Origin of the sequence: Methylobacter sp. BlB1, assembly GCF_015476545.1 — a bacterium.
In the GTDB taxonomy this organism is placed as follows: domain Bacteria; phylum Pseudomonadota; class Gammaproteobacteria; order Methylococcales; family Methylomonadaceae; genus Methylobacter.
Map to the genome: position 1 here is coordinate 14,303 of NZ_JADMKV010000027.1, position 18,552 is coordinate 32,854.

Annotated in this window: 11 protein-coding genes; 4 read left to right on the forward strand and 7 right to left on the reverse strand. The window is 55.5% G+C overall.

Features of this window, described 5'->3' with window-relative positions; translation table 11 throughout:
• The first annotated feature begins 14 nt into the window (after nucleotides 1-14).
• The gene (locus IT781_RS11960) at nucleotides 15-1,697 is read left to right on the forward strand and encodes a cation:proton antiporter family protein (RefSeq protein ID WP_194970389.1); all 1,683 of its coding nucleotides are present in this window, start codon (nucleotides 15-17) and stop codon (nucleotides 1,695-1,697) included.
• 503 nt (nucleotides 1,698-2,200) lie between these two features.
• Here the strand turns inward: IT781_RS11960 and IT781_RS11965 are convergent.
• On the reverse strand, nucleotides 2,201-2,398 hold the full coding sequence (locus IT781_RS11965) for a hypothetical protein (protein ID WP_194970390.1): 198 nt from the start codon (nucleotides 2,396-2,398) through the stop codon (nucleotides 2,201-2,203).
• Nucleotides 2,399-3,800: 1,402 nt separating this feature from the next.
• On the opposite strand from IT781_RS11965, the gene IT781_RS11970 reads away from it, so the two are divergent.
• Nucleotides 3,801-5,660 (forward strand): hypothetical protein, encoded by a 1,860-nt coding sequence (locus tag IT781_RS11970; RefSeq protein ID WP_228779104.1) that lies wholly within the window; start codon nucleotides 3,801-3,803, stop codon nucleotides 5,658-5,660.
• 8 nt (nucleotides 5,661-5,668) lie between these two features.
• Nucleotides 5,669-6,946 carry a glycosyltransferase gene (locus tag IT781_RS11975; protein ID WP_228779111.1) on the forward strand — a complete coding sequence of 426 codons (1,278 nt, stop codon included), beginning with the start codon at nucleotides 5,669-5,671 and terminating at the stop codon, nucleotides 6,944-6,946.
• 155 nt (nucleotides 6,947-7,101) lie between these two features.
• Here the strand turns inward: IT781_RS11975 and IT781_RS11980 are convergent, their stop codons facing one another.
• The 6 genes from IT781_RS11980 to IT781_RS12005 form a co-directional block, all read right to left on the reverse strand.
• Nucleotides 7,102-7,434, reverse strand: coding sequence for a hypothetical protein (locus IT781_RS11980; RefSeq protein WP_194970392.1), 333 nt, complete (start codon nucleotides 7,432-7,434; stop codon nucleotides 7,102-7,104).
• A 280-nt stretch (nucleotides 7,435-7,714) separates the two neighbouring features.
• On the reverse strand, nucleotides 7,715-8,728 hold the full coding sequence (locus IT781_RS11985) for an NAD-dependent epimerase/dehydratase family protein (RefSeq protein ID WP_194970393.1): 1,014 nt from the start codon (nucleotides 8,726-8,728) through the stop codon (nucleotides 7,715-7,717).
• Nucleotides 8,729-8,795: 67 nt separating this feature from the next.
• Complete coding sequence (locus IT781_RS22350) at nucleotides 8,796-10,649, reverse strand: cytochrome P450 (protein ID WP_228779105.1); 1,854 nt, start codon at nucleotides 10,647-10,649, stop codon at nucleotides 8,796-8,798.
• A gap of 20 nt (nucleotides 10,650-10,669) precedes the next feature.
• Nucleotides 10,670-12,613, reverse strand: a complete 1,944-nt coding sequence (locus tag IT781_RS11995; RefSeq protein WP_194970394.1) for a hypothetical protein — start codon at nucleotides 12,611-12,613, stop codon at nucleotides 10,670-10,672.
• A 719-nt stretch (nucleotides 12,614-13,332) separates the two neighbouring features.
• Nucleotides 13,333-14,964, reverse strand: coding sequence for a DHA2 family efflux MFS transporter permease subunit (locus tag IT781_RS12000; protein ID WP_194970395.1), 1,632 nt, complete (start codon nucleotides 14,962-14,964; stop codon nucleotides 13,333-13,335).
• A 6-nt stretch (nucleotides 14,965-14,970) separates the two neighbouring features.
• A complete protein-coding gene (locus IT781_RS12005; RefSeq protein ID WP_228779106.1) occupies nucleotides 14,971-15,924 on the reverse strand; it encodes an HlyD family secretion protein in 954 nt (317 codons plus the stop codon).
• 1,013 nt (nucleotides 15,925-16,937) lie between these two features.
• Here IT781_RS12005 and IT781_RS12010 point away from each other — a divergent pair.
• Entirely contained in the window at nucleotides 16,938-18,512 is a 1,575-nt protein-coding gene (locus tag IT781_RS12010; RefSeq protein WP_194970397.1) for a fatty acid--CoA ligase, read from the forward strand.
• The last annotated feature ends 40 nt before the right edge of the window (nucleotides 18,513-18,552 follow it).

Below are 18,552 nucleotides of genomic sequence, written 5' to 3' on the forward strand. Positions count from 1 at the left end.
ACAGGAACTCATCCATGACAGAATTAGTTTGGGTCGGCACGGCTTATCTGGTCGGCCTGATCGCAAGCCGTTTATCTTTTCCGCCGCTGGTCGGCTATTTGGCCGCCGGCTATATGCTGCACGCCCTGGGCGTGGAGTCTGCACAAACCTTGACTCATCTGGCTGAAATCGGCATCGAGTTATTATTGTTCACGGTAGGCTTGAAGCTTAAATTGAGCTCCCTGCTGCGGCGGGAAGTGGTCAGCGTCGGCGGCCTGCATTTGGCAGTGGTCACCGGCTTTTCCGGGCTGGTTTTTCTGGTGCTGGGCGAGCATACAATTGGCGGACTGGTTTTGGGGGCGAGCCTGGCTTTCTCCAGTACCGTGCTCGCGATCAAGGTCCTGGACGACAATGGCGAGCTGTCGTCCTTGCATGGCCGGGATGTGCTCAGTATCCTGATTCTGCAGGATATCGTCGCGATCGCGCTGTTGGCCTTGGCCGACGGCAGACAGCCCTCGTATTGGGCCTTGGCTTTATTGCTGTTGCCTTTGCTGCGCCCGCTGGCGCATCGTTTGCTCACAGCCAGCCGTACCGATGAGCTGAGGCTGCTGATGGGCGTCTCTCTGGCGCTCGCCGGCGGGGTCACCTCTGAAAGCGTCGGCATTTCACCGGATATCGGTGCCTTGCTGACGGGCGTGATGCTGGCGACTCACCCGCAAATCGATGATCTTTCCGATAAGCTCTGGAGTCTCAAGGAAGTTTTTCTGGTGGCCTTTTTTCTGCAAATCGGCCTGGCCGACTTGCCCAATCGCGATCAAATCATTCAGGCGCTCGGCTTGCTGGGACTCTTGCCGCTGCAGGGACTGTTGTTCTTTGCGCTGTTTTTGCTGGCCAAATTACGTGCGCGCACCGCCTTTATCTCGTCGCTGGCCTTGATGACCTACAGCGAATTCGCCCTGATTACGACCGGCTCGGTTGTGCATGCGGGACTGCTGGCGCCGGAGTGGAACGCCACCATTGCCCTGGCAGTCGCCGGATCGCTTGCCATTGCCGCGCCGTTGAACCGGTATTCTCATCGTTTGTTTTCCTGGCTTGAGCCTGTACTGATTCGCTTCGAGAAAAAATCCGGGCACCCGGACCGACTGCCCGAGTCCATCGGACTGGCGGAATGGCTGGTCGTGGGCATGGGGCGTACCGGACTTTCCGCCTATCTGTCTTTGTCTCAGCGGGACAAGCGGGTCGTCGGCCTGGATGCCGACCCGACCGTTTTGGAAAGCCTGCTGGCCAAGGGCAAACGCGTGATTTACGGGGATTCCGAAGACCCCGAGCTATGGTCGGGACTGCCGTTGGACAGAGTGAAAGGCGTCATTCTGACCCTGCCTGAATTCGATGCCCGATGCTCGGCTGTGCGCCAGCTCCGAAAAAACGGCTATACCGGGCAGATCGGCACGATTGGGTATCTCCCCGAAGAGGAACAGCAATTGAAGCAGCTCGGCGCGGATTTTATCATTCATCCGCTGATTGAGGCCGGGAATCAGCTAGCCCGGCAAATAGTGGGCAACCAGCCCGAAGCCAATACCGTCGAGGACTGGCAGATGCTCGAGAGCGCGCACACACCCATGGCCGGCATTGACATGATAGCCCTCGCCCACGGTGAGGAAGAAGCCCTGCTGCAGGAGCGGGAAGCGGCGGAAAAAGCCGTTATTCATCGAGAATGAGCTAACCAGGGGCATGAGAAGACGGCTTGCAGCAAAATAGAACAGCGATGCGGTGTAGTTGTGAGTTTATTCGCACTGCATAAGTCGGCATACGGGCGCTTATCCCGGGCCAAATACCCAAGGGCACAAGTACATTCGATCCTACAACTGCGTAACATCAGTTAAAGAATATCGCACGGAAGCAATCGAAACGCGGGCCGGGCAATTTGTCGCCAAAATGGGTTTAAGGTTATTTAATTTTAAGCCCAAGCTAAAATCTACCTCGTCAATATAACAGTATCATCTTATCCCCAGCCTGTATCCAACAGGCAGGGAATAAGGTGTTTAAGATTTACTCGGGTTTAGCTTTCCGACACTGTTTTTTCAGCAGCATGTTTATACTCGTGCGTTTTGAAATCCTTGCGGGCCGCTTTCGCCCCTTCATGAAAACCTTTGATCGCTAAGCCATCGGCAGGCAGCATTTTTACAACCATCAAAGCGCTAAATACCGCTCCATAGGAGAGTCAATAGCTGACGCCATAAACGGTGCTATCCAATATCCTGGAAGGTGATGAAGCAATTGTACTTACTGCTTGTTTAGCGGCTGCCGCGCCTTTTTTAACGCCAGCCAATGCCATACTGGCTTCTTTACCAGCGCCAGTTGCCGATGCATTATCAACTGTCGCTTTTTCAGTGGCTTTGTGAGAGGTCTTTTCAGCCATTGTTGTCTCCTAAATATAAAACTAAAAATGTCTGAGTTGTTTCAATGTGCAAACTTACTCTTTCAATGTAAAGAGTTCGTTCTGTTAGAAATATCCTATTAAGATTAAGAATAGAATTGGCTAGTTCATAAAACTGTCATTTTACAATCAATTTTTTTTAATATATTTGAGTTATAAAGATCATGTAAGCCTGTTTAATCCGCCAATCATACGCATTCCTCAAGAGGGATGGTCAGTAAAAACTCGAAGGTAATCAGAAATGGACAATGACACTCTCATCGATCAAGCACGGCGTCTTTATGCTGTATTACATGTCGAGCAATATGCGCAATCCATCGAAAACAAAGCCCGATTTGATCGTCTTGATTATCTGGTGAGGTGGGCGTATTGCCGTTATCAGCGTCGGTTAAATCGCTGTGTGTTATGTTATCGGCATCGGGTAAGAGACTGCCCTCGGGAATTTTGGGAAAGCAAACGCCGAGATTGCCCGGGTTGCCTTAATCGTTTGGTTAACCCCGAGGCTTAGTTGTCGGCTTCTGCTTGATTCTATCGACGCGTCATACCTATAGAGGCTTGATTCTCGTTGACCTTGATCCGGCGTACTTTCGGGGCGTAAATCTACGCTGTCATCGTTCCTGATTGCTCCTGTCCCTTGAAGTTTTAACATATTCTCCGCGAGCTATGGCGTTAGCAGTCCAAACGGAGTTAAAACTTCATATTACCGAATCTATAGCTATTTTTCTTGCCAGGCCGGAATAAAATCTGGCAAAAATGATCTACATCGCAAAAGTGTGTGTTAACTTCATAAAGAGAGGTTTTTGAGGAATAGATGGATTTCGGAATCCGTTTTTCTGTTTTTGCAAAAACCGTCCGCTTTCCTTATCCCAAATTCAGGTTATATCAATATCGTTTGGCCCGCCAAGCCTCGGCCAAGTATATGCAAACAATGAAGGTAAGGAGGTAACTGATGTGGTTGAAATGGTTGCCCTGGCGCTATTTGATCAGCCGCGCGGCTCGCTCCCGCGGTTTTCTCGACCCGATGAGCGTGTGGGCGCGCCTGCACGGCTTTGCCCAGCCTTCAGAGGTGGGCGAGCCCATCGAACTGCTGCGGGCAGGGGTGGTGTTCCATGCCCGCGGCCTTATCAACAGCCGGGTGATCCAGCACAATCTGGACTGGGTGTGGCCCTACTGGATCGAACGCCAGTTCGATCCCCATGACGACGCCTTCGTGCCGCGGGCGTTTTCCATTACCCATATCAATCTCACGCACCGGAACTGGACCGCTGTCGGCCGGCCCGATTGCCCGGACCTGCCTATCGTCGACCCGCGCGGTCTGCTTACGCCCCTGCTTGATGGCTGGTCGCTGGAAGGCTGGATCGAGACCGACGACGGGCGCTGGCTGTTGCCTTCACGCACGGATGGCCATGTCGGTCAGGAAAGGCTTAGCGCCGAGGATGCAGGCGTGACCGTGCAGCGCCTCGACTTGAGCGACGGCGTCTCCGTGGTCACGACCAGCCGCGCAACGGGGCTGGAGCTGATCAGCAATGCTGCGGTCACACAGGGTTCCGCTCAGCCGGTCTGCGAATTATCGCTGACCGCGCAGTCAGACAGCGGCGGCTGGCTGGTGCTGGCCCTGCGTCCGTACAATCCCGAGGGAATCAGCTTTATCCATAAAGTCAATCTGTCGCCCGAGCGCACCGTATGGAGCATCGAGGGCCAGCACGCTGTCGAATTCGACGCCCCGGCTGAACGGCATCATGTCTCCGACTACCGGGCCGGCGATGTGCATATCCATCTGCAAGACATCGAGGATCAGCAAAGCGGCGCGTGCAAGGTGGGCATGGCCACGGCGGCGGCTTTGTTCAGGCTGGAAGCCGGCCGGCCGCGCACTGTCCGAGCCCGTGTGCCGCTGAAGAGCGCCCAGAAAATCGCAAGCTCAGCTGGCGACACTTGGGAAAAAAGCTTGCACGGTCATTGCCGGCTGCATATTCCCGATGCGCATTTTCAGTTCCTTTACGATGCGGCGTTGCGCACGCTGATCCTGCACTCGATCGATGACGTTTATCCCGGCCCGTATACCTACAAGCGCTTCTGGTTCCGCGATGCCGCTTTCATTATTCACGGGCTGTTGTGTGCCGGCCTGACCGAGCATGCCGAGCGCGCGCTGGACCGTTTTCCGCTCCGCCAAACCGTGCTGGGCTATTTCCGTTCCCAGGAAGGGGAATGGGATTCCAACGGCGAAGCGCTGTGGATCATGCGCCGTTTCTGTGAATTCACGGGCCGCGCGCCCAAGCCGGAATGGAGCAAGTCCATCGTGGAAGGCGCCCGCTGGATCGTGCATAAGCGCTTGTCCGAGAATCTGGATGCTCCGCACGCGGGCCTGATGCCGGCAGGCTTTTCCGCCGAGCATCTGGGCCCCAACGACTACTACTATTGGGACGATTTCTGGAGCATCGCCGGCTTGCGCTCAGCGGCGGTACTGTGCGGCTTGACGGGTGAAGCGTCCTGGCGCGCGACGTTTCTGAGCGAAGCGGAGCGATTCCAAGAGGCGGTCGACCGCAGCCTTGCCGAGGTGGCCGGACGGTTGGGGCAGGCGGCCATACCGGCCTCGCCCTACCGCCGGCTGGATGCGGGGGCTATCGGTTCGATTGCCGTGGGCTACCCGACGCAACTTTGCGCGCCGGACGATGTGCGCCTGCTCGATACGGTCGAATTCCTGCTGGCTAATTGCTTGGTCAGGGGCGGCTTCTTTCAGGACATGATCCATTCGGGCATCAATGCCTACCTGACTCTGCATCTGGCCCAGATACTGCTGCGCAACGGCGATCCGCGATACCTGGCGCTGATGGACGCAGTCGCAAAGTTAGCTTCGCCCACCGGCCAGTGGCCGGAGGCCATCCATCCGCGCACGGGCGGCGGCTGCATGGGCGATGGCCAGCATGTCTGGGCGGCGGCGGATTGGGTGCTGATGCTGCGCCATTGCTTCGTGCGCGAGGAGGGCGAAACGCTGATCCTGTGCCAGGGCGTGCCGGAACGATGGCTTGCCGGAACCGCGCCGGTGACGTTCGGCTCTGCGCCGACAGCATTCGGCCCGGTTTCAATCAGCGTCGAGCGCAGTGCAGATACCGGGCGGGTAAGCGTCGCCTGGCAAGCCGCCTGGCATGGCGCGGCGCCAACCATTCAGGTGCGCATGCCCGGATTCCTTCCCTATACTGCCGAACCGGGCGCAGTGTCCGTCGAACTGGAAAAGGCGAGCGCATGAATATCGTCATGCTGACCAATACCTACACGCCGCATGTGGGCGGGGTGGCTCGCTCGGTAGAGGCTTTCACCGCCGAGTACCGGCGTTGCGGCCATCGCGTGCTGGTGGTGGCGCCAGCGTTCGACGGCATGCCGCAGAACGAGACGGATGTCGTTCGCGTGCCGGCCATCCAGAACTTCAACGGCAGCGATTTTTCCGTCGCGCTGCCGGTTCCGGGTTTGCTTACCGAGGCCCTGGACGCCTTCCAGCCAGACCTTGTGCATGCCCACCATTCATTCCTGCTGGGCATGACGGCGCTGCGCGTGGCGCGCTACCGGAAACTGCCGCTGGTCTTCACCCACCACACATTGTACGAACAGTATACCCATTACGTACCCGGCAACTCGCCGGCTTTGCGGCGTTTTATCATCGAGCTGGCCACCCGCTACGCAAACCTGTGCGATCAGGTGTTCAGTCCGAGCGAAAGCATCGCCGAACTGCTGCGCGAGCGCGGCGTCGAGACGCCCATCGCTGTAGTGCCCACCGGTGTAGACGTGGAGCACTTCGCGCAGGGGGATGGGACTGGCTTCCGCAAGAATCTGGGCATCCCCGAAAATGCCTTTGTGGTCGGACATGTGGGTCGGCTGGCGCCGGAGAAGAATCTGGTGTTTCTGGCCGAGGCGGCAGCGGCCTTTCTTAAGCTGGAGCCTCGCGCCCGTTTCCTGCTGGTTGGCACCGGCCCATCGGAAGCGGATGTGCGGGCGATTTTCGAGCGCGAGGGCTTGAGCGCGCGCCTGTATGTGGCAGGCATCCTGGAATCCCGGCAATTGGCAGATGCCTACCACGCCATGGATGTGTTCGCTTTCTCTTCCAAGAGCGAAACCCAGGGCATGGTACTGGCCGAGGCTATGGCCGCGGGCGTGCCGGTGGTGGGTCTGGATGCGCCCGGCGTGCGGGAAATAGTCAAGGACCGGCGCAACGGGCTGCTGCTGCGTGAGGAGAGCGCCTCGGCTTTCGTTTCTGCGTTGCAATGGGTCGCCGGTCTGGTCCAGACTGAAAGACAAGCGCTCAAGCAGCGCGCCCTTGATACGGCTGAGGAGTTTTCCATGCCGCGCTCGACGGCTACGGCACTGGCCTGTTACGAGACATTACGTGCGCGGGTATTGGCCGATCATACTGCAGAAGATGAGCAATGGGAGCAGGTGGTGCATCTTGTCGAGGCCGAATGGAACATTCTCAAAGGTTTGACAGGCGCCGCCGTGGCCGCACTCGGCAGCCCGGAAGCGCAGGGTCGGGGGGCTGTATGATTTGTTGTTTCGAGGACCGTTTGCAGCATGCATCATGCCTGTCCCGGGAAAGCCGGCCAGCTCGGTGTTCGCTTCACTGCCTGTGTCTCAGTTATTGGACCAGCAGATAGCGGCCCAGCGCGTACTGGCCGGATATGCAAATCAGATATTAAGTCTTATTTTTTCTTGTAAAAGTTAGCGGTGTAGCAAGACATAAGCGCGCCCCTGACCATTGCCGCATCATTTTGTTTATATAGCTTGCTGTCCTTATCGCTCATAGTCGACATAAGCTTTTTGGTTTCATCGGAAATGTCCCTGTTGCTGAAAACCGAATCGGCTACGCAATCACAGTAGGATTGGGCCTGTTCTTCAGAACGTGAGGAACTCTCCTGTTTTACGCAACTATTGATAAAAGCGGACTTAACTTTATATTCATCGCCTTTCTCTCCACTGCATGCCGATAAGCCGATGCATAAAGACGCTGTGATTACTAAAATTTTCTTATTCATTTCATTCCTTATTATTGATTGTCGTTATGGAATAGTTAAGTTCGCCTGTTAATGCAGTGGGCGAGGGTTGATCGTATAAAAATACTATCAGCAAGAATAGAAAAATTCTAACGTAATCCGATGCGAAGACAAATCCATTTCTTGTTGCTTTAATGATCCTTTGAAGCCGATCATTGCGATCCGTTTGACGGAGAAATGCCTTGCTTGAGTCAGGCGCCTTTCGGCTAACGCGACAGAATGGAAAGGGACAGTCCGGGCACACCTGGCGAGGCGGGCATATTCATGCAGGTCTGTTCTCATTCATCCATTGAATGGTATCGCGCAGCGATTCCTGCAACGGGCGGGGTTTCCAGCCGAGTTCATCGTGCGCGCGGCTGGCGTCATACCAGGCATAGCGTCCCCATAGGTCAAGCAGGCTGGGAGCTACTTTGACCGGTTTGCCCCTGAGTCTGCTCCATAGCGCCAATGCTGAGATAATGGGACGAATCATCCAGGCGCGCAGGGAGAACAGCCAGGCAGGCGGTTTTATCCCGGCCGTTTCTGCGACTTTTCTTACGAGCGGATCAGGCATCATATTCTCTCCGCTGAGAATGTAGCGCTGGCCGGAGGTACCGCGCTCAGCGGCGCGCAGCACGCCATCGGCGTAATCGCGAACGTCGAGAATGCCGAAACCGATCGGCGCGGTAATGCGGAATCCGGGTTTAGCCATTTTCATTATCAGTTTGTTTGCCGGTGCTCCGACCCAGTCTTCGGGACCTAATGTAAAGGCAGGATTAACCACGACAACCTTGGGCATGCCCTCGGGGAAGCGAGCCAGCGCCTCCTGCTCGGCCTGACGTCGGGACAGGGCATAGGGCAGGGAGATGGCGTAACGATCCCAATCGGCTCCCTCATCGAGCGGAAGCGGATTGTGGTTCAGGCCTACGGTAAGCACACTGCTGCTCACTACGACATTCGCTACACCGGCACGTGCGGCGGCATCCAGCAAATTGCGCATGCCGACTACATTTTTTTCGTACAAAGTCCGTTCTGCCTGCTCGCCGCTGCCCAACGCAATCGCAAATTCCAGATGCAAGGCCGTATCGATGCCTGCACAGGCGGCCTGCAGTGAAGCCATGTCATGCGTGTTGCCTTCAATCACTTCAATGTCGAGCTTTTTCAGGGCTTTCAGGGCCGGCAAATTGGGATCAATGTCGGCAGGCAGTAATACGCGGGGTCGTTCCTTGCGGATGTTAAGCAGCTTAACAACGTGATACCCAAGGAAGCCAGTCGCTCCGGTAACAAGTATATTCATGTCGAAATTCCCTGTGAGCGTTTAATTGTCAAAGGATTGAATAACAATAAATGTAAGCGCTTCATCGTTAACTAAAACCCACGCGTAAACTGACAGCATAAAGGTTTCGATCATCCATCTGCAGATGGCCAAGCCGTTCCAGATTGCCTAAGCGCAGCATGGCCCGCAGCGTTTCCTGGAGGGTAATTTCCGAAGCGTAGCGGCCGAGGCATTTATGCCGCCCAAAGCCGTGCTGGAGATAAAGAGTGCTTTGCGGCGCCTCGTCGCCCCGCGTCCGATCTTTATGGTAAGCGGCAAGACGCTCGTCCCGGGTAATATCAAAAGCCAGGGGATCGGGCACGGCTTCCGGGTCCCGCATCGCCGCCGCGTGAGAGACGAAAACTAGAGTTCCCTTGCGGATGGGTATGCCGTCAAGTTCCGTATTGTCCTTGATGCAGCGCCTGATCAACACTTCCCCTTGCGGTTCAAGGCGCAACCCTTCCAGGGCATACTTGCGCAGGATGCCGAGGCTTTCAGTTTCCCGCGGGCTGCCCGCCGGTACTTGAGCCATTTCCAGCGCCCGCTGATAGGTGGAGCCGTTTAACACCGGATACTTGCCATCCTTCAGGGACAGGATCGCGTCGATGACCCTTGCGCTGGCTTCCTCCGGATTGACGACGCCGCCGACAACCGTGCCGAAGACATTGGCGCGGATCTGCGAGTCGGACAACCGTCTGCCTAATTCGCCGGAGGGCAGGAGAGACCCAAGCGCGTCCTGCACTTCCTGCTCCAGCGCCGTATCCTGACCGCTGGCTAAATTCAACTGTAATTGCAGGAGACGGGTCAGCATGGTGTCGGGAACCGGCTCGCCTCGCTGAAGTTTCTCCTTGTAGAATTTGAGCAGTTCGTGGATATAGGCGGTCAGGTATTCGGTGGCTTGCAGGCCTTGCTGGCGAAACTGGGCAAACAAAGGGTCTACGGGGTTGAAGTTGTTAAAGATATTGCGGAAGGCGTCTTTCACCCAGTTGAACAGATTGTCGCCTGTCGGTACGATGCCTTCCTGAATCTGCTGAAAGGTGAAGACCTGCCGCAGTTCGTCATCCAGATGAAACGTGTCCCCGCCTCGCAGGCCGGGCAGGCAGGAAGGCTCGCCGGCGGAATAATAATGAACCCCCAGATAATCGCTGACGATGCGCAAGGGGACGAAGCGCGCAAGGGTCGGTACAATGTCGATTTCGCCTCGGCCTTCTTCTTTCGCCCGCTGCGTCCAGTATTCCGCCTCCTGCCTTGCCAGCGCGGTCAGGATTTTTTCATCCTGGCGGGAGACGACCCGTCTCAACAGAACGTCGTCCGGGAGATACCATTCATCTTTGTCCGTGCCCAGCATGAAGGGAGGCGAAAGTTCGGGATTTCTGGCGTTATCGTCATTGGCCTTGACCATCTCCAAGACATAGGGATCCACAGTAAATAAATCCGTGCGTTCCAGGCATTTGATCACGTGAGCATGGCGTACCACTACGGCCGGACCGACAGCCGGCTTGAAAAACGGCATCGCGTCCTTTGGCTGGTCCAGCAATTCCTGCAGCATGTCATAAGGCTGGGTTCTCAAGCCAGCGGCAATGATACCGGCGACTGCGGCGCCGCGCGCCTGGAGTGCAGCTTCATAGGCTTTTTTGTCCGCTTCATAAGCGGCGCGGTCAGCATCGTAGCGGGGATCATTCGGATCAGGCATGGGAACTAAAGGGGTTTTTTGTTCCGCTGCGGCAATTTTTCCCAAAAAACCCGCGGTCGGGATATTTTCCGGCTTATCGTCGGTTTGCGCAGGCGTTTTCCCCATTTCAGCAGAGCTTATTCCCGTGCATATCCGTTTTGCCAGCGTAATTACCGTGTTAAAAAACGCGGCGGGGCTGTTTATCAGCGTATGCCAATTCCAAAGAGCCATAGTGTTCTCCTTGCCAGCGCCTAGAGTGTTTTCATATATTCGATGACCGCCCGTACCTGGTCATCGGTCCATTGGCTGCCGAAGGTATGCCCCTGATTCGAGTTGCCACGCAGGCTGGCGTCATGTTCGGCATAATGTACGGCGTCGCCCTCGCCGTATTCATCCGGCTTCGGAGTTTTATTCCAGACAAAGCCGACACGGGCTTCATCATATTTTATATTGCCCCGGATGAATGTTGTCGGCCGTTCTGCCGGGCGCATAAGGTGCCAGAGGGTCGGCACGGAGCCGTTGTGCAGGTAGGGTGCCTGGGCCCAGATGCCATGCAGCACATTGGCCTTATAACCGGCCTTGTCGCCGCGAGGCGTGACGAAATACGCCTCATCATCCGCTTCCCGGCTGCCCTGTTTAGGTCGGCACCAGTCACTGCCCCCCTGTTCCACATAACGTTCACAAGCTTCCCGGGTGAGCTCCAGCAATCCGAGACGGGCAGTGGGAGAGATCTGTGCCGCACGATTCATATCGGTTGTGACGTTATAGATCTTGGGATTGTCGGCGAAATGGCAAGCGCTCGCGCATTCTTTCTCAAACAGGGGTTTGCCTTGATCCGCCAGCTTGAGATTGACATTGAAGGGGTAGGGCGAAGGGGGCAAATCGTTAATGAGAGGATTCATGGCTTCATGAATACGAATATCGACTTTGGATGGATCGCCGACGGAGGAGACTCCGGAGGCTATAACCCGAGCTTCCTCTGCCTGGTTTCCATCCCAATTCGCATAGGCGTTGTCATGCAGATTCCAAAGCGCTTTGATGTCGGAGGGGGCGGGATCGTGAGGCATCCATTGCGGTGCGGTTTCAAACAGTCTCTGGCCGGCCGCCTGGTATTTGGCGCTGCCCTCGAGATTCTCCAATCCTTCAAAGAACGGATGATTGCCGGGCAAGCGTTCAAAGAAACTTTCCCGCTTGGCATGCAGCGCCACCAATCCCGTCGCGAGGCCAAAAGCATCCATGCGTCCGGGACGCGGACCGAAAATGCCTGGCGATTGCTGGCCGTTTTTCTCTGTATAAGATAATTTGGAGGCAAGCGTAATATACATGAGTTCGGTTTTGGCGGAAGATTGCGCCAACGTCCCAAGCGCCCTGTTGAAGTTCTTGAGAACGCGGCCCACCTGCACCGTGGCCTTCTCTATGTTGGCATGACGCTCTTCGTCCGTCCGTCCGCCGTAAAACCAGGCGGGATCCGCCGCTATCTTGTTCTTTAGAAAATCGGCAATTTTGACAGCCTCTGCGGGGTTGACCTGCACTTGCACCGGCGTGGTGGAGTTATCGATTTTCAGGATCGCTTTTCCTGTCTTGTAGATTAAGCCTGCATAAGCTTGCGCTTCAATTTCGGTATTGGGCGCCCCGACGTAATGCCGAACCCGGCCTTTTACGTAGACCCGTCCGGTATGGCAGGCGGCGCAGGAGAAAAATACATTGTCGGTTCTCTCCTCCTCAGGCAGGTTTGGATCCTGGGCGGTAACCAGTCCATAGGGTAAAGGATGGCGCTGCTCGGCCGGCAAGAGTTTTCCCGTGGTTGGATCATAGTCGTCCGGATGCGGCCCGAAGCCGAGGTTTCCGAGCGAACCTTCGCCGTGCCAGATTTCCGGATACAGCTCAATGAGGGCTCGCAATAATACGTAAGGGGTTCCGTTCAAACCCAAAGGGCTGTCAGTAAACCAGGCATACCCCAGGCGATTGCTGTACCAGGGTTCGCGGGTGGCGTCGTCGGTGGATATGGATCTGATTGTTGTATCGTTTAAGTAGGACGCCTGTTGTTGTTCACGCAGTTTTTTCTCTTGCGCCCAGTTGTGTTTTTTCTTCGCTTCGGGTGCTTCGCGCGAATAATCGGTTTCTGTACAGGCGCTTAAAGCGGTCAGTGTAACCGCTAGTGTGCCCGCGCTGAATAAATTGAAATACGACCTCATCACTCCTCCTGCTATGTAAATACTCTACAAATACGCCAGTCCTTCGCAATGCGGTGATGATGGTAAGCGCCGCCCGACGGGGTCTTAGATTGTATTAATGGAGAAAATACCCGGTTATGCGGATATGATTTTCCAGTTTTTCAATGACAATGTCATTCTCGGCAAAAGTGAAGCCCATTGTCGCAACATACAATTTAAAGCGTATAGTTAAGACGATTTATGACTGATTTATTGTTTTTATTGCCACCTTCACTCCGGCGCTTTGCCGGAACAGTAAAGTAATGGAGCTACATAGAATTGGCGTAGGTTGTTTTTTACAATTGATGTGGCGCATTGTCAACACTTTTACATCATCGGCCAGCCTGAAGACCTGGCATATCTGCTGGATCAACAGAGTTGCCGGGCATGTCAGGTTTAGATTCCGGCTCTTTGGAGGGAGACGTTTCGTTTAGGATACGGCGAGAAATAACTTCCCTGAATTTTGACGAGTCGCCATAGGTGAATGAATTCGCCCCTACATAAGAACTGATTTTATCAATAAATCGGAAAGTTATTTTTTAACCAGATCCTTAGTATGCGCCAGGGCTTGCGCATCAAACCATGTTGAGCGATTGGTGAAGTGAATCGTTTTTATGCGGGCTTTTCAGGATGATAACTTTCCTGGCTGGGCGCCCATGACGCCGGGATAAAAGGCATCTCCTTATTTTTCTGATGAAGGGTCAACGGCGGCCCGCGCCGCCAGAAGCCGCCGGCGCTGTTCTAATCAGCGGTATCAGCAATAAGGCCAGGAAGAAGATCAAGGCCAGGATATTGAACAGGGTATTGATGGTAAGCACTTCCGCTTCGCGTCTCACCAGACCGTAAACCTGCTTCAGCGCGGCGAGATCACTGTCGGGCAGTGACGCATAGCTGAATCGTTCCTGCAAACTGCCCAACAGGGCCTGAGCTGTTGCCGAACCGGGCTTCACCGCTTCGCGCAATATGGCGTAATGTTCCTTGTTCAGCCGGATCATGAGGGTGTTGGCGAGTGCTAGGCCGATGGCTCCGCCCAGATTTCGCATGAGATTGTACAGTCCGCTGGCGTTTTTCACTTCTTCCGGCGGCAGCGTGCCGAAAGTCAGGTAATTGATGGGCAGGAAGCAGAACATCAGGCAGAAGCCCCGGAGCGCCTGCGGCCAGAAGAATTCCCAGTATCCGGCTTCATGGGTCAGGTTGCTGTTTATCAGGGTGCCGAGGCCGAAACCGAACAGCCCAAGGGCCAACGTCAGGCGCGGGCCAAGCTTTTTGGCAACCCGGCCGGCGATGAAGGCGGAGGCGAACTGAAACAGTCCGGTGACCATGATGTACTGGCCGACCTGCAGGCTGTTCAGCCCTTTGACAGTGGTCAGATAGGTCGGCATCAGGAAAATGATGGAGTAAAGCCCGATGCCGAGAATGAAGCTGAACAGGCAGCCTATGGCGAAATTGCGGTTGCGGAACGCCCACAGGTCCACGATCGGGTGTTCGATGGTCAGTTCCCGATAGAACATGGCGATGCCGGAGACGGCCGCAACTAAGGTGAAGAACACGATCTCGCGACTGTCGAACCATTCCTCGCGCACGCCTTCCTCCAGCACGAATTCCGTGCTGCCGAGGAACACGACGATATACAGGATGCCGCGGAAGTCGATCCGCTTCAGCAGCGCCCAGTCCGGCTCGTCCACGCGCAGAAACATCCCGGTAGCCACGGATACCAGGATGCCCGGCACCAGGTTGATCAGGAACATCGTGTTCCAGGACGCCACTTCGGTGAGATAGCCGCCCAGCACCGGGCCCGCCGTGGGCGCGACCGTCACCACCATGGCGACGACGATTGTCATCGTGGGCTGAAGACGGCGCGGAAACAAGGTGTAGGTGACGGCGAACACCGATGGAATCATCGCGCCTCCGAAAAATCCCTGGAGTGCGCGGAACGCTATCATGGACGGCAGGTTCCAAGCGAACGCGCACAAGAGGCTCATCACGGTGAAGCCACCGCTGGACAGGGCGAACAGGTAGCGCATGGACAGCGCCCGCCCGAGCCAGCCGGATAACGGAATGATGACCACTTCCGCCACCAGATAGGCGGTCTGCACCCAGGTGATCTCATCTTGAGTCGCCGACAGCGCAGCCTGGATCTGTTCCAGGGAACTGGCGACGATCTGGATATCCAGGACCGCCAGGAACATCCCCAGGACCATGGCGAAAAAGCCTATCCATTGCTGGGGACTGACCGTCTTCTCGTCGACGTTGACCGGGGCCGCGACGATCTCAGGCAGTTTTTCGCCGGCGCTCGTCGACTGGGGCGGGGAGGGCTTTACTACCGCTGCCATGATCGCTTACCCGACCCTGACTTTGACCACCGTGGACAGGCCGGGCCTCAGGCGGCCCAGATCGGTGCCGGGTTTGAAGCGGATCTTGACCGGCACGCGCCGCACGATCTTGGTGAAATTGCCGGTGGCGTTTTCCGGCGGCAGCAAGCTGAATTCGGAACCGGAAGCAGGTGCGAAGCTGTCCACCATGCCTTCGAACCGGCTGTCGGGATAAGCGTCGATCAGGATGTCTACCGGCTGGCCCGGTTGCATGCGCCCGATTTGAGTTTCCTTGAAATTGGCCTCCACGAACAGGCCGTCGGTCGGAATCAGGTAGGCCAGCACGCTGCCGGGCTTGACCAGTTGCCCGACCTGCACGCTGCGATTGCCGATGACGCCGGCGATGGGGGCGACTATGCGCGTGTTCGCCAGGTCGATGCGGGCTAGCTCCAGGGCTGATTGGGCTGCCTTCAGTTTGGCCCGGGTTTCGTCGATGCGCGCTTCCAATGAGGCCAGTTCGCTCTCCGCTTCCAGCCGTGCCGAGAGAGTTTTCTCCCGTTGAGCCGCCGCCTGCTTGAGGGCGGATTCGGCGGCATCGCGGGTTTGGGCTGAAACAGCTCCCTCCGCCGCCAGGTTGCCGAAGCGTTTCGTATCTTTCGCGGCGCGCTCCAGATCGGCTTCCGCGGCGGCGATATTGGCTTCCTGCTGACGGATTTTGGCGCTCTGCGTGCGTTTCTCGGTTTCCAGCGTATGGATGTGCGCCGTTTCTATCAACACTTGCGCTTCCGCCTGAGCGACTTTGGCCTGGAAATCATGGTCGTCGATCACAACGAGCAGATCGCCCGGCATCACTTTCTGATTGTCCTCGAACAGGACTTCCTTGACGTAGCCCGTCTCCTTGGGGCTGACCAGGCTCAGGTGCGATTTGAGGTAGGTGTTGTCGGTGGTTTCGAAGGGATGGATCGCTTTGAGCCAGTACATTGTGCCGCCCGCAATAGCGGACACAATTATCAGGAGGATCAGGAGGGTTCTCGGAAAAAGGGAAAAGCGCATGTTCTTTCAGTGCCTTATCAAACGGTGTGTGTAGTTCAAAAAACAGCAATAGGCCAGTCCCGGCAAACGGATGCCTGGCCGACAGTAGTTATCCGCCGATTAAGCGGATAAAGCCTCCTGAACCGGTGCCGGACATTCTGCCGAGGTCGTATTTTTTAATCCCATTTTTTGCACTGTTTTTTCCTGCGTTTTGAAAGATTTATAAGTTGTTTTAAGCGCACTTAGAGAAATCCAAAGTCCCCAAATAACTCCCGGAGGAGAGGCTGCCTGACTGTAATGACGACAACAACCCGATAAGTTGCGCACCTGTCAGATAACATAGATCTCCTGCAAGTACCATGCCATTCGATGAAAACATTCCGGGGCTGACAAACCCGAGCCGGTTGATTTCCGGCTTTGAGAATACTTGGGTAAAAACGGAAACGACTCGGTATTCAACCAGCCAACACGTAGAAATATGCAGAGGGTTAAGGGATGCAAGCGACGAACTCAATTCCTTATATGAAAGCTTCCTTAACGGCGAATCTACGCGTACCCGAAGCGGGCATCATTCTACTATAGGCCAAGTCAGCCGCGAAACAGGTCAAATAACACAATACAGAATATTAGTAAAATAATAACTTATTGTTTTTTATAATAATTATTATTTAATCGGTCAAATCCCATATATCAAGTGCGGTATATAACATAATTTTTGGCTAAAAATCGATGAATATCGATAGAAATCGATGAATACGCCAAAAATCTTCTGGATGAAGTTACGCAGCTCATGCTCGGAAGGAAATGCATAAGATCGAGCCGAGCCCCGCCAAACCTGGAACGCGGCTTATTTTTCCGTCTCGCCAGCCGGGGTTGGATTATCGGTTGGCATAGCAATTGCAATCTGGAAGACAGTGTCAATTTCCCATCAGTACGGGCCGATAAGAAGGAGTCTTTAATCCATGAAATCCAGTGAGTTTCAAACCCTTGCCGAGATGTGCATCCAACAGGCCCAAGCGCGGCCGGATGCCGTTGCCTTTATAGCGGGCAGCAATCGACAGACGTTTCAGCAGCTTGATCTAAGCAGTAATCAAGTCGGCCACGGCTTGATCGCAGCCGGCGTCAAGCCTGGCTCCAGGGTGGCGATAATCGGCAAGGATACTATTGCTCACTATGAGATTCTGTTCGGCTGCGCCAAGATCAAAGCGGTGCTGGTCGACCTGAACTGGCGGCTGGCTTCGCCCGAGATACTTTATATCCTGAACGACAGCGAAACCGAAGTGCTGTTCGTGGCGAAGGAGTTTTTCCCGTTAGTGCAGTCGCTGACGTCGCAGCTGACCACTATACGGACGATAATCGCCCTGAATGAAGGGTATCCGGATTGGCCGGCTTACGAGGACTGGAAAACCGCGAAACCGGCCACGCCATTTGATTGCGAATACAGCGCCGACGATGCGGCCGTGCAAATGTATTCCAGCGGCACGACAGGACGGCCTAAAGGCGTACAGCTCGCGAATTACAGCTTTTTCAGGCTGATGCAAGGCATGCGGGCGGCCGGCGATACATGGATGTCGCTGAATCCGGCCGACACCCTGCTGCTGGCTCTGCCGCAGTTTCACATAGGCGGGCTCTGGTGGGCCATACAGGGTTATGCAGTCGGCGCTGCCGGCGTCATCGTTGACACCTTCGTCGCCTGGCAGGCCCTGCAGCTGATCGAGCGGCATCAAGTCACCAAAGCCGTGCTGGTGCCGTCGATGATCCAACTGATGCTGGAAGAACCCAGCTGCGCGCAAACCGATTTATCGTCGTTCAAAGGACTGCTCTATGGCGGCTCGCCGATCGCCCCGCCGCTGCTGCGCAAGGCCATGGAAATCTTCGGCTGCGACTTCTTCCAGATATACGGGCTGACCGAGACCGGCAATATGGCCGTGTGTCTGCGTCCTGACGATCATTGCCCGGAAGGCAGTCCAAGGATGAAAGCCGCAGGCCGGCCTTTGCCCGGCGTCGAGATCAAGATCATTGACGGGCAAGGCCGGCTATTGCCGGCAGGACGCAGCGGCGAAATCTGCATTAAATCGCCCAGCAACATGCTGGGCTATTGGAAGAATGAATCCGCCACCGCGCAAACGCTGGTCGGTGGCTGGGTACATACCGGCGACGTGGGCTATAGGGATGAGGAGGGCTACGTTTATGTCTGCGACAGGATCAAGGACATGATCATCTACGCGGGAGAAAACCTGTTCCCCGCCGAAATTGAAGCCGTGCTCAGCGAGCATGAGGCGGTCGCCGAAGTCGCTGTCATCGGGATTCCCGATGAGAAATGGGGGGAGGTTGTAAAAGCCTTTGTCGTGCCGCGCCAGGGCGGCGAAATCAAGCAACGGGAGTTGATCGATTTTGCCAGAAGCCGGATCGCGGATTTCAAAGTGCCTAAATCGGTTACGTTTGTCGATGCCTTGCCGAGAAATCCAAGCGGTAAAGTCCTTAAACGGGTGCTGAGGGCGCCGTTTTGGCAAGATCAGGACAGGCAGGTTAGTTAGTAAGTAAATTCACAATATAGATCATAAAAGGAATAATAAA

Excerpts from the sequence above, each read along its gene's own strand:
- IT781_RS11995 (WP_194970394.1), bottom strand. The coding sequence starts at position 12,613 with ATGAGGTCGTATTTCAATTTATTCAGCGCGGGCACACTAGCGGTTACA.
- IT781_RS11975 (WP_228779111.1), top strand. The coding sequence starts at position 5,669 with ATGCTGACCAATACCTACACGCCGCATGTGGGCGGGGTGGCTCGCTCG.
- IT781_RS22350 (WP_228779105.1), bottom strand. The coding sequence starts at position 10,649 with ATGGCTCTTTGGAATTGGCATACGCTGATAAACAGCCCCGCCGCGTTT.
- IT781_RS11965 (WP_194970390.1), bottom strand. The coding sequence starts at position 2,398 with ATGGCTGAAAAGACCTCTCACAAAGCCACTGAAAAAGCGACAGTTGAT.
- IT781_RS11960 (WP_194970389.1), top strand. The coding sequence starts at position 15 with ATGACAGAATTAGTTTGGGTCGGCACGGCTTATCTGGTCGGCCTGATC.
- IT781_RS12000 (WP_194970395.1), bottom strand. The coding sequence starts at position 14,964 with ATGGCAGCGGTAGTAAAGCCCTCCCCGCCCCAGTCGACGAGCGCCGGC.
- IT781_RS12005 (WP_228779106.1), bottom strand. The coding sequence starts at position 15,924 with ATGTACTGGCTCAAAGCGATCCATCCCTTCGAAACCACCGACAACACC.
- IT781_RS11980 (WP_194970392.1), bottom strand. The coding sequence starts at position 7,434 with ATGAATAAGAAAATTTTAGTAATCACAGCGTCTTTATGCATCGGCTTA.
- IT781_RS12010 (WP_194970397.1), top strand. The coding sequence starts at position 16,938 with ATGAAATCCAGTGAGTTTCAAACCCTTGCCGAGATGTGCATCCAACAG.
- IT781_RS11985 (WP_194970393.1), bottom strand. The coding sequence starts at position 8,728 with ATGAATATACTTGTTACCGGAGCGACTGGCTTCCTTGGGTATCACGTT.